This is a genomic window from Oxalicibacterium sp. (assembly GCF_057353965.1).
The window spans coordinates 110,821-126,024 of record NZ_JBMQZD010000004.1; the positions used below are offsets into that span (position 1 = coordinate 110,821).

General features: G+C 57.3%; 13 protein-coding genes. 6 read left to right on the forward strand and 7 right to left on the reverse strand.

Annotated features, from left to right (window positions below):
- Window positions 1–79: 79 nt before the first annotated feature.
- From ACO1VH_RS06980 to ACO1VH_RS06995, 4 genes are all read right to left on the reverse strand, one after another.
- Entirely contained in the window at window positions 80–511 is a 432-nt protein-coding gene (locus tag ACO1VH_RS06980) for a hypothetical protein (protein ID WP_486243786.1), read from the reverse strand.
- 177 nt (window positions 512–688) lie between these two features.
- Window positions 689–3,127 carry an eCIS core domain-containing protein gene (locus ACO1VH_RS06985; protein ID WP_486243787.1) on the reverse strand — a complete coding sequence of 813 codons (2,439 nt, stop codon included), beginning with the start codon at window positions 3,125–3,127 and terminating at the stop codon, window positions 689–691.
- A 71-nt stretch (window positions 3,128–3,198) separates the two neighbouring features.
- On the reverse strand, window positions 3,199–3,981 hold the full coding sequence (locus tag ACO1VH_RS06990; protein WP_486243788.1) for a hypothetical protein: 783 nt from the start codon (window positions 3,979–3,981) through the stop codon (window positions 3,199–3,201).
- A gap of 118 nt (window positions 3,982–4,099) precedes the next feature.
- On the reverse strand, window positions 4,100–5,635 hold the full coding sequence (locus ACO1VH_RS06995) for an alkaline phosphatase D family protein (protein WP_486243789.1): 1,536 nt from the start codon (window positions 5,633–5,635) through the stop codon (window positions 4,100–4,102).
- Between the two features lie 396 nt (window positions 5,636–6,031).
- On the opposite strand from ACO1VH_RS06995, the gene ACO1VH_RS07000 reads away from it, so the two are divergent.
- Window positions 6,032–6,814 carry an alpha/beta hydrolase family protein gene (locus ACO1VH_RS07000; protein WP_486243790.1) on the forward strand — a complete coding sequence of 261 codons (783 nt, stop codon included), beginning with the start codon at window positions 6,032–6,034 and terminating at the stop codon, window positions 6,812–6,814.
- Window positions 6,815–6,889: 75 nt separating this feature from the next.
- On the opposite strand, the gene ACO1VH_RS07005 is transcribed toward ACO1VH_RS07000, so the two are convergent.
- The 3 genes from ACO1VH_RS07005 to ACO1VH_RS07015 form a co-directional block, all read right to left on the reverse strand.
- Entirely contained in the window at window positions 6,890–7,156 is a 267-nt protein-coding gene (locus ACO1VH_RS07005) for a hypothetical protein (protein WP_486243791.1), read from the reverse strand.
- Window positions 7,157–7,282: 126 nt separating this feature from the next.
- The gene (locus ACO1VH_RS07010; protein WP_486243792.1) at window positions 7,283–7,459 is read right to left on the reverse strand and encodes a hypothetical protein; all 177 of its coding nucleotides are present in this window, start codon (window positions 7,457–7,459) and stop codon (window positions 7,283–7,285) included.
- Window positions 7,460–7,643: 184 nt separating this feature from the next.
- The gene (locus tag ACO1VH_RS07015; protein ID WP_486243793.1) at window positions 7,644–8,027 is read right to left on the reverse strand and encodes a hypothetical protein; all 384 of its coding nucleotides are present in this window, start codon (window positions 8,025–8,027) and stop codon (window positions 7,644–7,646) included.
- A gap of 813 nt (window positions 8,028–8,840) precedes the next feature.
- Here ACO1VH_RS07015 and ACO1VH_RS07020 point away from each other — a divergent pair.
- The 5 genes from ACO1VH_RS07020 (at window position 8,841) to ACO1VH_RS07040 (ending at window position 15,117) form a co-directional block, all read left to right on the forward strand.
- A complete protein-coding gene (locus ACO1VH_RS07020) occupies window positions 8,841–10,232 on the forward strand; it encodes a sensor histidine kinase (RefSeq protein ID WP_486243794.1) in 1,392 nt (463 codons plus the stop codon).
- A complete protein-coding gene (locus ACO1VH_RS07025; protein WP_486243795.1) occupies window positions 10,229–10,684 on the forward strand; it encodes a response regulator in 456 nt (151 codons plus the stop codon). The genes ACO1VH_RS07020 and ACO1VH_RS07025 overlap by 4 nt, the downstream gene beginning before the upstream one ends.
- 31 nt (window positions 10,685–10,715) lie before the next feature.
- Complete coding sequence (locus ACO1VH_RS07030) at window positions 10,716–13,178, forward strand: sensor domain-containing protein (protein WP_486243796.1); 2,463 nt, start codon at window positions 10,716–10,718, stop codon at window positions 13,176–13,178.
- Between the two features lie 121 nt (window positions 13,179–13,299).
- A complete protein-coding gene (locus ACO1VH_RS07035; RefSeq protein WP_486243797.1) occupies window positions 13,300–14,343 on the forward strand; it encodes an SDR family oxidoreductase in 1,044 nt (347 codons plus the stop codon).
- 180 nt (window positions 14,344–14,523) lie between these two features.
- Window positions 14,524–15,117 (forward strand): formyltransferase family protein, encoded by a 594-nt coding sequence (locus tag ACO1VH_RS07040; protein WP_486243798.1) that lies wholly within the window; start codon window positions 14,524–14,526, stop codon window positions 15,115–15,117.
- Window positions 15,118–15,204: the final 87 nt, after the last annotated feature.

Here is a 15,204-nt window from a genome sequence, read left to right on the forward strand (position 1 = left end):
ATGGCACTCCGCTTTCAGGTGCATGTTTTCTGTGACGGTAGCGTATCCGACATAGTGGATTGCGCCCAGCTGCAAGCCGTCATGAGTTGCGCGTCGGCTGCACCAGTGAAAACACATTGGGCGAGCCGGCGTTTTCTTCCTGCAGCCGTTCGATTTCCGCCATCAGCTTCAGCAGCTTTTCGATCCATGGGTAGCGTGCGTAACGTTTGGCACGATTGCTTTCCTCCAACCGTGCAACGACTTCCGCCGACAGGACGCGGGGTTTCTTGCTGCAGATGCCGCCCTGTTTCTGGGCGCGTTTCCCCAGATAGTCGAACGCGCATTGACGCTTGTATTCGGCCAAGATTTCGAGATCGGCAAGTTCATGGGTATCGGAATACATGTCGACGGTGCGGGCGAGATAGGCTTGCCAATCGCCTTCGCGGATGACAAGCGGCTCTGCCTTCTGTGCAACGAGATCGCCGCCGACGGGCTTTCTGGCGGGAAGAATGGTATCCATGACGGTGGACATGATGGCCTCCTTTTCGGACTTCGCACTTCATGAGCGGAGGCTGTCTTGCAACGTGCCTCCTTTTAATCAAATAGGGATGGCATGTCAGAAAAACAATCTTCGCTATCCGAAAAATACGCGGAATCGAAAAAGGGCTATGTACGGCATGGCACAAACCATGTCATTTGTTGCTATTTCCTATTTCCCCAATGCAATGACGTAGTCGTGGTATTTCGGGTTTTGTCTCAAATCGTTCCATGCCTCGACGTAACTTTCTCCATAGACAATTTCGGCAACCAGGAAATCGAGAATCTCGGGAATTTCTTCATTATCGGGAGAATGCGTTTCCGTATATTCGGCCACGCAATCGGAAACGAGATCGCTGATTTCTTCTTCCAGGTCGGGTAAAAATTTGATTGCTTCTTCGATCCAGAATGCAATGGCATTTGCGCACAATTGCAGATTTTGTGCATTGTCCAGAGGGATGGTTGGATCGATTCGAGCAACGATTTTCTTTGGCCAATTCAGGTTTTCGGAGGAGGAAATATCGTAGGTACGCTCACCTTGCATCATCTCCTTGTAGCCTTCGTTACTGATTCCTTCGAGGGTCGTCAGGATTTTCTGTTGCTTTGCCCCTTCATCCAGCTGTTCGCCAAGCACCGAATGAACGAATGTCGCGACTCGCGGCAAAACCTTGTCGAGAAAGCTTTTCGCCTCTTTCGAAGAACCGCCGGCCGGATGGTATTTGTTTCGCTTGATATACGTGAGAATGAGTTCCTGAACCTGCAGGGCATTCAGGTTTGAAACATCACGCTGTTCCTTGACGATTTCGTCGCGGGCGACGCCACTCATCGAAACCGAAAAATAATTCGAGCTGCGAATGGGCACTTTGTTGGCGACTTTCGTGCTTTGCGGTGCTCCCCGGTATTGGGTGAGGTATTCCGCATACTGATAGGAGAAGGCGCGGCCTTCCTTGGACTCCACACGTGCCTTGTTCTGCTTGTTGCCATAGGACTGCAGTTCATGAAGATTGGCGTTCTCGTTTCCCCAGGGAGATTTGAGCAGGAAGTTGGACCAGACGTCGTCATGGATGCCGTAATCGTAGGTGACGGTAAGTCCGGGTTCCGAAGGATAGGAGCCTTTGACCACGCGACCGGCGATGTGACTGAGAATGCTGGCCGTGTATTCGAGCAGATTGTCTTCCTGCTGATAGATGTATCCCGGTGCGGAAAAGACGACTCCTTTCCTTGGACTGCCGGAGCGTTTTCCTGTCCTATCCTGCGTACGCGGTTCGGCGGTGGAAAGAATATTGGCGATGACGTCGCCGTCTTCCACTTGCATGTCGTCGTCCAGATGAATGATGGAGACGAATCGTCCTTCGCCATCCGTTTCTCCCACCTGATGTTGCATCGTCCCGATCAGGCCGGATGTGTGGATATATTCCAGGGCAAGATTGCGCAGGCCGCGATGCGGGATGACGAAGTTCTTGTTGGCGAGCCAGTACTGTTTGGAAAGATGGCGGAGGACGTGACGGGCATTGTCTCGCCCCAACGTTTGTTGCTGCTGGTGGTTGACGGACGGATCGCGCGGCAGATTTTCCCAGGCATCCAGTACGGCAGCGTAATCATCTGAATAATTCGCCGTCTGGGCAAATGGCGTGAGATTGTATGACAGCGACCATCCGCTGCCGAATGCGTGCATGGGACCGAATTGATAGCTTTGCGGAATGCTGTCGAATCCGGGCGTCTTGTATGTGTTGGCGTTGACGACAACCTGGAAATTCGGATTATCGTCTTCGTAACCGGTGGCGTTCCTGATTCTTGCGATATTGGCGGCAAGAAGATCGCGTGTGCCATCCCAGGCGAATGTGGCGCCGCTCGTCGCGTTTTCCATGTTGCCGCGGTGTGTGCCGGCATCGAAAACGTGGGTCACGGGGAAGTTCGCCCATGGTCCCGCATTGATTTGTGTCGGGTTGTCCTGTCCCTTGATCATCGAGCCGATCAGAACGTGGCGCTGGACGATGCCGCCTTGCGCATATTGTCGCGGCATACCCACGGACAAGGTGGCGTGCGGCAAATCATTGGTAATCATGTTTGCAGAGAATTTGAGCTGAGCCGCCTTTTCTCCCATGACATCGGCTTCTCGTTCCAGCCCGGTATCGTCATTGACGGTAATGCCGTCTTTCATCTGCATGGTCGGGCGTACGCGCCCCTGGGCTTGCTGCACGACGTGCCATGCTTCGTGAGGAAGGTGTTTCTCCTGGCCGGGAGCCAGATGAATGTCTGACCCCTGCGCGTAGGCGAGAGCGTTCACCTGGGCAGGCTGTGCGGAGTTGTAATGAACGCGAACATGATCCATCGAGATCCCCGACAGGGATTCGATGCCGGATTTCAGACTGTCCGGCAGACCTGTGCGGTTCTCCATCGGGGGTGCTGCCGTCGACTCGTGTTGCGCTGCCGCCATACGTTGCAGGGCCTTTTGTCGCACAACCTGCTGGCTGTTGTCGGCCAGCAGGTTGTGCCGGCGCTGCGCTGTCGCCACACGCTGCTCTGGAAATGTTGTCGTCCCGCCGTGAGCGAACGAAGAGCGCGTCTGCGAGGCGTATTCGCTATCCCGTGATGTCGCGTGCATTTTCATGGTATTCGCTGCCTGTGTCGTGATGAACGGAGACCGACTCCAGGAAATGATAGGGGCGAAGCCGCGCTATGTCATTCCTTGTAATACATTTCATTGACGAATCCATGCGGCGCAACGAACGCGCCCAGCACGCGCTTGTCGCTCTTGCCGTAATACTCGTGCCACCAGCGTGCCGCCTGCCAAATCGCTTCGGGGCAGCTGGAGCGGCTTTCGAGGCCGGGCGTCAGGTCGAAGCCGTTGGCGGCGAATGCGGTTTCCAGCATCGCGGCCGACGGCATGCCGACGCCGTCGCCGAGCGGGTTGGCGGGAATGCCCGTGCCCCAGGCGTACTGTATCCAGCGCAGCAGCAATGCGGAGAGATCGATCGTCAGGCGTTCGGTTTCGAGTCGCGCCAGACTCTTGTGGATGTCTTGTGCGGCGACGGGGAAGGAGAGCAGCGCCAGATTCGGCAGGAATTCCGGCGATGCAAGCTGTGACAGCTTGCCGTGCTGAATCGCATTGGTCGTCGATGCGTAGCCGAACGGCGGATACCATTCGGTCGGTGCGAGTGACACGCCGATGGTTTCGCTTGCGCCGATATCCGCTTTCAATGACGGGATGAAATACGCCGCGGACCACGCGCTGGTCGACAGATCGGGACGCACATGCGCCTGTGCAAGGCGCAGACGGAACGACAGCGGATCGCTGCCGCCGGTCAGCAGTACGAGCGCGCTATCGCCGCTTTCTGCCAGCGGGCTCTTTTTCATCGCCCGTGCGATCCAGGCAAGATTGTTTTCCTTCGCGGAGCGGCGTTCCAGTTTTTCCACGTGCGGGTTGGCACCCTTGGCGGGCGAATTGCGGTTGATGGCGGCCATGATCGTTTTCCCCCTGTGAATATTGTCGTTACGCTGTTTGTTCTATAGCAGCTTGTTTTATGCGGTTCGTTTTATCCGGCTTGTTTCATATGACTTGTTTCATGCGTTTTTGAGCGGCTTATTGCGATGGTCGCAAACGAAAGGCGAGCTGCCATTTTTCACGCACGTTGACGGTGCGGTCCTTGTGTAGCGGCAGATAGTCGATCTCGACATCGACCGCCGGACCGATGCGGCAGAAGCGCAGCATCAGCGCCATGTTGCCGCGCATCGCAGCCTGTTCGCCGGCGTCATTGTTCAGGATATCGGGCGCATAGCTCACCGTCATGCCGAAGCGCGGTGGCGGTAGCTTGGCATCGTGGTGGCGCGGCCATGGACGCGATTGACCGAATAATGAACGAATGCCGTCGATAGCCAGTGCGACCTGATCGGCTCCCACACTTTCTACCAGCGAAGTCGGCGAAGAAATCACTTCAAAGACGGGTGCCGTGCCGAACGGGCCGGCGGCGCGCAGAATGCGGCCCCAGTGCACGTCGCCAGTCAGGCATAACACGGGCAGGCCGGCGTGCGAAATGCGTTCGATCTGTTCGATGATGAAACGATAGTCTTCCGGATAATCGGGGAATTCGAAATCGGCAAGATTGCCGCGCAGTTCGCCGGCCGCTTCTGCGAACAGCGATTGGCCGGTGACGAGCACGCCGTATCTCGGTTGCGCATCGTCTGCAGTAGCGATCAGCGTATCGGCCCAGTCGCGCAATGCGTCGCGTCCTTGCGCACCGAGCAGATCGCCGGCGGCCAGACGCATCGATTTGCTGTCGGGCTGGTCGCCCTGTCCGCGGTTGCGCGTGCTGCGCGTATCGAGCACGAGGAAGGACAGTGGATCGATATCGATGCGGCGCGGCGTGCCCATCGGCTGCGCGCTGCCGTTCTGGAACATCTCGAACGCAAGTTCGGCGGCATCGCTCCAGTTTCTGCGCCCGGCTTCGGTCCAGCTGTTTTGGATGATGGGGCTGGAAAAGGGCGCGTTGTTCCAGTATTCGTGATCATCCGGCAGCGTGACGACTGGCGCCAGCGACAGGATCTGCGGAAAGCCGGCCGGGATGTCACGTGGCGCCGGTGTCTGTTGCGGCGCGCCGAACCAGTTGATCAGATAGTCCTGCTGGAATTTACGTTGCAGCCAAGCAGGCTCGTCGCGGAAATCGCTCAGCGTCGGCAGATCGAGGTAGACCTGATCGCCGGCCAGGATGGTGAGGTCGGGACGAGGCTTCAGCGTTGCCAGCTCTCGCCCTGCGATGCCGGTCGCATCCTGTGCGCCATGGAAGCAGGATAGCAACAGCAGGTTGAAACTACCGCCGTCCAAGGCGGGCACGGCAGCAGGCAGCGTCTGCATGGTGCGCACAACGGTTTCCTTGCCGTTCTTCAGCGTCACTTCGTATCGGGTGGCTGGCTGCAGTCCGTGCAATTCGAAGACGCCGGAATGAAACGGCCTGCAACCGTCAATGCGCCAGGCTCTCAGGGCGCGCAGCGTTGCCGCTTGTACGGGTTTGCCGTCAATCAGCCATGTCGATGCGGCATCCGGTTCGCGATGAGCGATACCGACCCAGATGCGCAAGGTGTGAGAATCGTCAGCAGCGTGGGAAACGAGTGCCAGCGTCATGCCAGGGAATAGCGTCGGAAGGGTTGAAGATTTGCCTGAACGGTGCGCGAACCATGGCGGTGGACAGGTAAAACGATGGCGCGAAGCATGCGGGATTGCCAAGTGGATGGGCATCCCATGGATATGGGATTTCTCTGAAAGGAACGCGACGTGTGGGGCGAGCGGATGAGACGAATTGATGTTTTATTGATTGTTTTGAGTCTTATGTACATTGCTTCATTCTCATAAAGTGAAGGCTCGTAACGGCATCGAAAAGGCCATGTTGTAAAGGTAAACCGCACATCGGTGAAAAAGCGCGGCAGATACAGTGTGAAATATTCGCTCGCCGCTTTTTCTCTATGATGCCTCATCGTTGAAGCAGGTTTGAATCAAGTTGAATCAAAAGGGACAGGAAGAATGCCACCACAAGTTTTCGATTTCGACGGCCCCAAAGGCTACCGTCTTTCAGGCCGTCTCTCGGAGCCGGAAATCGCGCCGCGCGGCTGGGCGATTTTTGCGCATTGCTTTACCTGCGGCAAGGACAGCCTGGCTGCGACGCGCGTGACGAAGGCGCTTGCCGAGCGCGGCGTGGGCGTGCTGCGTTTCGATTTTGCCGGCTTGGGAGCCAGCGGCGGCGTCTTCGGCGATTCGAACTTCGCAGCTGATGTCAGCGATCTGATCGCGGCAGCACGGGCGATGCAGGTTGCCGGCAAGCCGCCATCTCTGCTGATCGGTCACAGCCTCGGCGGCGCAGCGTCGCTGATGGCGGCCGGCGAACTGCCGACCGTGCGCGCTGTCGTCACTGTCGGTGCGCCGTATGACGTGGCGCATGTGCTGCGCCTGTTCGATCCGGCCGGGCTGGAGAAGGTGGAAGCGGAAGGAGAGGCGGAAGTGCAACTGGGCGGACGTCCTTTCGTCGTACGCAAGAGCCTGGTCGATGGATTGCGGCAGAACGATCTGCGTTCGCGTATCGCGAATCTGCAGCGACCGCTGCTGGTCATGCATGCGCCGGGAGACGATACGGTGGAGATCGCCAACGCATCGCATATATTCGCGGCGGCGCGTCATCCGAAGAGTTTCATTTCGCTGGACGATGCCGATCATCTATTGACGCGGCGAGAGGATGCGGATTACGTGGCCCAACTGATTGCCGCATGGGCGGCGCGTTATCTGCCGAAGGAGGTATCGATGGCGGCGTGATCCATCGCAGAAAAAACTTGCCCGGCAAGTTGCCGGGCAGTGGAGAAATCTAAATCAGTGTGCAGAATCAGTGTGTCAATGCTTGATCGATTTCTTGTCGCCGGTTTGGCGATCGATGTATTCGCGTGCCGTCTGCAGACCGTGTTCGATGCATGCTTCCGTGGTTGGGTACGAATGGCCGTCGATCACTTCGCGATCCTTGAAGCCGTCAGGAAAATGTTCGGTCACATAGACGCGCGGCATGTAGTCCGGCAGTTCGCGGTCGGTATCGATGCGTGAAAGATGGGCCGATACTTGAACGGAGACACTCCAGCCTTTGTATGTTTCGTAGTGCGATTGCATGTGTTTTATCCGGAAATTGCGAATCGTTATCCTAGCATGTGGCAGGTGATGGAGCGTGTGGCACAGAAACGACCAATGAAAAAGCCGCGCCCAGAAACGACACGGCTTTTCGCATGGAGTGTGCAATCAATTCAAATCTTCATCGGCCGTGCTGGTAGACGCTTTCTTCTTGTCGTCACCCGACTGGGGTTTCACGCCAGGGATCGTTTCGTGATGAATGATTTTTTCATCCTCGCTTGAGCGCGATGCGGTCGGATTACCGGATTTGTCGCGGCTTGGCTGATTCGGGTTGTCGGTTTTCATGTCGTCTCCTTGAATCGTGTCGGTAAGACAATCTTATTGTTGGAGGCGGCCGCGAGGGATCGGTGTTTCCCTGCTTCTTCTGTAGGAATATCGTTCACGGCAGCGTCTGGGAATTTCAATCGTCGATGGCAACCGCCAGTCTCCCCGATACTGACAGGATGTGGCGTCAACAGCTACGGGCACGTCAGTGCAGCTTGCTGCGCGCGATTTTCTGTTCCTGAAATTGTTCCACCGTCTGCAGCAGTTCGGCCAGTTCCTTCTCTGCATCGGACTGTATCCATTCAATCTCGTCGCTTTCCAGATCGTCTTCGATGACGACCATTTCCATGCGGAAGATGTGCGGATACTTGTTGGTGGTTTCCTGCAGCAGGACGTCGAGCGTCTTGCGCGTCAAGGCGTCCTTGATGCGCTTGTCGAGAAACAGGCGAACGATGATCAGGCTGTTGTCGGCGGCAAGATCCTGCAGCGCATGCGTTTCATGCTGCAGCCAACGGGGGAAATCTTCGGGCGCGACGAAGTGGGGTACGGTGAGAACGGCGACGTTGAATTGTACGTTCAGACTATCCATTGTTTGTCCTGGATGAGTGGGCGACGTGCGTTTCCATGATAGGCCCAATTTACATTTCTGTGCTGCTCTGTTCGATATTTTCCATGCAGAGGAGGATCGCGAGAATGAATTTTTCTAATGCAGTCAGCACAGCAGTGAGCGTCTGATACGAAATTTTTCCAGTTCGGCTCACTGTGAAAAACGTTGTGTAGCTCATGTCTTGTGGCTCATGTCCCTGTGGTTCATGTGGCAGCGCGATGAATTCATTTTCTCGCTTGTCGGAAAAATGCTATGCCGGATCAAATCGACTGCTTGCACCGCGAACGGCATTGATATGAACGATGCCGTGATTTGAACTGCAAAAGTTTTGTTGGAAATCTTTTAAGGAATCTGGCGGAACATAGCGATGTGTCGTGATGCTGAATTGAAGATGTAACAAAGCGTGCATTTTTTACCTATAAATTCGTTGGCTGATTTGTTGCATTCTGCTTTTTACAAAGTTGCAGAATTATTATTTTTCATAGCCATTTTCCCTCTGTTATTCCCATATACATGGGATAAAAACTATGGCGCCAGTTTGTACGGGCATATGAATTGCATAGTTGAGTGAAACATCCGGTCGATGCGACGGAAATATTTCCGCAATAATGATGCTTGGAGGAATTTTTATCTACTAGAATCATTCATGATGCATCGCACGGCGATCCGCCCGGTCGATGCGCCGACGGCAGCACTCAAGGCAGTACTCAAATTAGAAGTCTCATCCCAATACGATGTCCGGATCGGCGCAGTACGCGCCGTTGAAGTACAGAGAAATGTGTTTGGCAGGTGAAAATGTCTAACGAGTCCGGATCGGTTCGCACCAGCAGCAAGACATGGCTGACAAAGGCAGGGCTGACAGCAGCGATGCTGCTGCTGATCCTTGTGTCGGCCATCGCCTTCTATCGCATCCAGCAGTTCGCCGACAGCGCGCAGCTGGTTAGCCATACCCATCTCGTCATCGAGAAAATCCACCGTATCTTTTCCGATCTGAAGGACGCCGAGTCCGCGCAGCGTGGCTATCTGATCACGGGCGACGAAAGCTTTCTCGAGACGCATCACGCCGTCGTCGTCTCGCTGCCGCAGCAGATCGCGGAGTTGAAGGAGATGACGAAGGACAATCCGAAGCAACAGCAGCGGATCGCGGTCATGGAAGACATGATCGATGCACGCCTGCACGTGCTGCGCCTGGGTATCGACATGCTGGCGGATCGAAGCGATATCAGCAATGCGGAAGTCGTCTCGATGATACGCGGCGACGGGCGGCAGACGATGGGCCAGTTGCACCGCCAGATTCAGACGATGATCGACGTCGAGGAAAAGCTGCTGAAGGACAGAGCCAGCATGGTGGAGCAGCAGGCCGCCTCGACGAAGCGCTGGATCCTGTTCGGCAATCTGCTGGCCGTGGTGCTGCTGTTGTCCGCTATCTGGCTGATCCTGCATGAGATTGCACATCGCAGGACGGCGCAGCGAGAAATCGAGAAGACCGCGGCGCAACTGGAACTGACGAACAAGGAACTGGAAAGCTTCAGCTATTCGGTCTCGCATGACTTGCGTTCGCCGTTGCGCGCGATCGATGGCTATTCGCGCATCTTCGAGGAAGATTTCGCCGACAAGCTGGACGACGAAGGACGTCGCCTGCTGAAGGTCATCCGGACAAGCAGCAAAAAGATGGGGCAGTTGATCGACGATCTGCTGGCGTTCTCGCGCATGGGGCGCAAGCCGGTGGATTTCGGCAAGGTCGACATGAATGCACTGGTCGACGATGTCTGGCACGAGGTGTGCATGAACATGCCGTCGCCGCCGCGGCTGGAGAAGAAGCCGTTGCCGCCATGCTGGGGCGATCGCGCGCTGCTGCGGCAAGTCTTCCTGAATCTTCTGGCCAACGCCGTCAAGTACAGCAGCAAGCAGTCAGATCCGGTGGTCGAGGTATTCAGCGATCCGCGCGAGGATGACGTCATCTATTCGGTGCGCGACAACGGCGTTGGCTTCGACATGCGCTTCTACAACAAGCTGTTCGGCGTATTTCAGCGCCTGCATACGGAAGACGAATTCCCGGGAACCGGTGTCGGTCTGGCAATCGCTCAACGCGTGATCGTACGGCACGGCGGACGCATCTGGGCCGAAAGCAAACAAAACGAATACACGATTTTCAATTTCAGCCTGCCCAAGGAGACACACGCATGAACAACCTGATGCCCGTGCATATTCTGCTCGCCGAAGATACGCCGACGGATGCCGAGATGACGATGCGTGCGCTGAAGAAGGTCGGCCTCGTCAACAACATCACCTGGGTCACCGACGGCCAGCAGGCGCTGGACTACATCGCGCGCGAAGGCGAGTTTGCCGGCCGCGTTGATGGGGATCCCACGCTGATCATGCTGGATCTGAAAATGCCCAAGGTCAACGGCATGGAAGTGCTGAAGAAGATCAAGGGAGAAGAAAGGACGCGGATGATTCCCGTCATCATGTTGACGTCCAGTGCGGAAGAACCCGACATCGTGCGCTGCTACGAGATGGGTGTGAACAGTTACCTCGTCAAGCCGGTCGAATCGGATAAGTTCTTCGAAGAAGTATCGAAAGCCGGATTCTATTGGGCGATCCTGAACCGGATCCCCGGGGCGATTGCGAAAGGCTGAACAAGGGCTGAACAAACCGGAGGGCCGGACGATGATCAGGATTCTACTCGTCGAGGATACGCCGACCGATGCGGAACTGGCATTGCGCGAACTGACGCGCAACGGCATACGTCACGAGGCACGCCGCGTCGATACCGAAGCTGCGCTGCGCCATGAGCTGGACAGTTTTGCACCGGACGTCGTGCTGTCCGATTTCTCGATGCCGCATTTCGACGGCATGTCGGCGTTGAAGGTGGTGCGCGAGCATCGCCCGGATACGCCTTTCATTTTCGTCTCTGGTCGTATCGGCGAAGAACTGGCAATCGATTCGCTGAAGATGGGCGCTAGCGATTATGTGATCAAGACGAATCTGTCGCGGCTGCCGAGTGCGGTGACGCGCGTGATGGAGCAGGTCGAGGAGCGCGACGCACGTCGCCGCATCGAGAACGAGCTGCACGAAGTCAACCAGATGTTCCGTGCCTTCATGGAAAACATGCCGGGCGCGGCTTTCATCAAGGACGGCGACGGCCGTTTCGTCTATGCCAATCACGGTCTGGACAAGGCGCTGAACGTGAAGCAGGGCGATGCGGTAGGCCGGCTCGATACCGAATTGCTGCCGGTGGAATATGCATACAGCCTGCGCGAACTGGACAGGCAGGTGCTGCAGGCGGGAGAGGCCAGGCAGGAAGTCGAGAACTTTCCGTCGGCTTCTGGCGAGCAGACGTACTGGCTGTCGACCAAGTTTCCGCTGATCGATGCGAAGAGCCGCAAGCCGCAGGTCGGCGGTATCGCGATCGACATTACCGAACGGATGAAGGCTGAGCAGGAACTCTGGCTGCGCACGCGCGCGATCGAGGCCTGCGTCAATCCCATCGTCATCGTCGATGTGGAAGCGCCGGGAATGCCGCTGATCTACGTCAACGGCGCATTCGAAACCATCACCGGCTATCCGGGCGAAGAGGCGATCGGCCGCAACTGCAATTTCCTGCAGGGTAACGATACCGACCAGCCGGAACTGGAAAAATTGCGCGCGGCGATCCGCGAGCGGCGTCCGGCCTCGGTGATGCTGCGCAACTATCGCAAGGACGGCACGATGTTCCTTAACGAGCTGTACATTGCGCCTGTCAGCCAGATGAGCGATAGCGCATCGGTGCGGCATTTCGTCGGCGTGCTGTACGACGTCACGCAGATCAAGCGCTACCAGGCCGATCTGGAGCATCAGGCCAACTACGACACGCTGACCGGCCTGGCGAACCGCAATCTGCTTTACGAACGCACCCAGCAGGCGCTGATCCATGCCCGCCGCTACGAGCAGGCGCTGACGCTGCTCTTCATCGATCTGGATAATTTCAAGCTGGTCAACGACAGCCTCGGCCATGGTGCCGGCGACGAACTGATCGCGACCGTCGGCGCGCGGCTGCAGAATTGCGTGCGTGACGGCGATACGGTAGCGCGCATCGGCGGCGACGAATTCGTGCTGCTGCTGATCAATCGCGACGAGGAAGGCGGCAGCACGTTGCGCGTGATGCAACGTATCCAGCAGGAACTGATCAAGCCGGTGCTGATTCGCGGACAGGATATCGTCGTCACCTGCAGCATGGGCGTGGCACGCTTCCCGGAAGATGGCGAGGATGTTGAATCCCTTCTGGCCAATGCGGATGCTGCGATGTACCGCGCCAAATCCAGCGGCCGCAACAACTTCCAGTTCTATGCGAAGGAAATGAACGCGCAGACCGGCGAGCGCCTGTCGCTGGAACGCGATCTGTGGCAGGCGTTGGGCAACGACGAACTGTTCCTCGTCTATCAGCCGCAGATCGATCTGCAAAGCGGTGAGATAACCGGCGTGGAAGCGCTGCTGCGTTGGAGACATCCGAAGCGCGGCATGATCTCGCCGCTGGATTTCATTTCGATGGCCGAATGCAACGGCCTGATCATCCCGATCGGCACCTGGGTGCTGATGACGGCATGCAAGCAGGTGCTGCAATTGCAGCGGGAAGGCCTGCCGCTGCTGCGCGTGGCGGTCAACCTGTCCGCCCGTCAGTTGAGCGAGAAGGATTTCGTGCAGACCGTGCGCGATACGATGGACGCGGCAGGCTTCGATCCACGTTATCTGGAGCTGGAAGTGACCGAAAGCATGGTCATGCACAACATCGAGGAAGTCGTCGGTGTGTTGAGCGCATTGAACGAGATGGGCATCCAGCTTTCGCTCGACGATTTCGGCACCGGCTTTTCCAGCCTGGCCTACCTGAAGCGTTTCCCCATCGATCGGCTGAAGATCGATCAGTCCTTCATCTTCAACTGTGATACCGATCCGGACGACGCCATCATTGCGCAGACCATCATCGCGCTGGCGCGTGGTCTGAAGATCAAGGTCATTGCCGAGGGCATCGAAAAGGCCGAGCACCTTGCCTTCCTGAAACAGAACGGCTGCGATGAAGGGCAGGGTTACTTCATCAGCTGCCCACTAGCCTTCGACGATCTGCGTGCAATGCTGCTTGCGCGACAGAAGCGCTGACATCCTCACGGCACGTCCGCTGACATTTTCTTCCGTTTGAATTCGCCATGTGCTGCAGTCGGGAACGGCTGCAGCCTCCTCGCGTCATACAGCTTTGATCGATAGCCGAAAGGAGAGCGACATGGCCGCAAGCAGAACGACGAAGAGGCGCGCGATAAACCAGTCAAACGACACGCCAAGCCCGGTAGCAGCGAAGCAGCGCGGCATACAACGCCAGCAGGACGACAAGGACGCACGCAAGGCCGCAGCGAAAAGGAGTGCGAAGACGGCCGCAAAGAAAACTGCAAAGAAGGCCGTGCAGACCGGCGCGAAGCGGCAACCCGAACCGCCGCTGGCCGGCAAACATCTCGCCAAGCCGGGACTGGAAGCTGAGCTGCCGCAACAACCGCAATTCATGGCAACGTCTTACAAGGGCAGCGGCAAACTTAAGGGCATGAAGGCGATCGTGACGGGCGGCGATTCCGGCATCGGCCGTGCGGTGGCGGTGTTGTTCGCACGCGAAGGCGCGGATGTGGCAATCGTTTACCTGGACGAACATCGCGATGCAAAGGAGACAAAGCGCCACGTCGAGGCCGAAGGCCGTCAATGTCTGCTGCTGGCCGGCGATATCAAGGACCCGGCATTTTGCGAGAAGGCGGTGAAGAAAACCGTCAAGGCGTTCGGCAAGCTCGATATCCTCGTCAACAATGCGGCCTTCCAGGAACACGCAGATTCGCTGCTCGATCTGACGGACGAGCGTTTCGACGAAACGATGAAGACCAATATCTACGGTTATTTCCACATGGCCAGAGCCGCGCTGCCGCATCTGGGACGCGGTTCTTCGATCATCAATACCGGTTCGGTCACCGGCATTGCCGGCAGCAAGAAGCTGCTCGACTATTCGGCGACCAAGGGCGCGATCCACGCGTTCACCAAGTCGCTGGCGGCCAATGTGCTGGAGCAGGGCATACGCGTGAACGCCGTGGCGCCGGGCCCGGTGTGGACGCCGCTGAATCCGGCCGACAGGAGCGGCGACCAGATCGCCCAGTTCGGTGCGCAGACCGACTATGGACGGCCGGCACAGCCGGAGGAAATCTCGCCTGCTTACGTGTTTCTCGCCTCTGCCGCCTGCTCCAGCTACATCAGCGGGATCGTGCTGCCGATTACCGGCAGCATCGGCGGCTAGCTGCATCTGTAATAAAATGCCGGGCGCGGGAACGGTAGGCTGCATGCAGGCCATGTCGTTTGCGCAATGTACGGGTCGTTGGGCTGCATGTCTTCGACCATCGTGCAGGCCCGGCCGGGTAGTCGCCGGTGCCTGAAGATCAACAGCCGGAACGGCGACAACTCGAGCAGCGCTACATTCGTGAATATCTATATCTGTGGACAAAAGCACTTCGGTGCGGAAGCATTTACGGCCTTGCGCAACGCAGGCCACAACATCGTCGGTGTTTCGTCGCCGGCAACCAGCAGCGACGGCGGCGACGACCGCTTGAAAGCGGTGGCGGAAGCGGCCGGCGTCAAGTGGATGAAATCCGGCCTGCTGAACGAGAACACGATTCCCGACGGCGTGGACCTGATCGTCACCGCGCACTCGCACGATTTCGTGCGCGAGCCGACACGCAACCGCACGACCTTCGGCGCGATCGGCTACCATCCGTCGCTGCTGCCGCTGCACCGCGGCAAGGATGCGATCATCTGGACCATCAACATGGGCGACAAGGTCACCGGCGGCAGCGTCTACTGGCTGAACGAAGTGATGGATGGTGGTCCGATCGCGGCGCAGGAGCATGTGTTCGTGAAACCAGGCGATACGCCGGAACTGCTGTGGAAACGCGATCTCGCACCATTGGGTCTGCGTTTGCTGGTTCAGGTCTGCGATGACCTTTCCAAGGGCAAGGTCGTCAAGATCGAGCAGGATGAAAGCATCGCGACGGTGGAGCCATCGATCAAGCGATGATGTGATCAGTCGCTTCCGATGAATGCACGACAGCTTGCGTTGTCGTGCATTTTCTTTTTGTACATCCGGTTTCGACAGGCGTTTTCC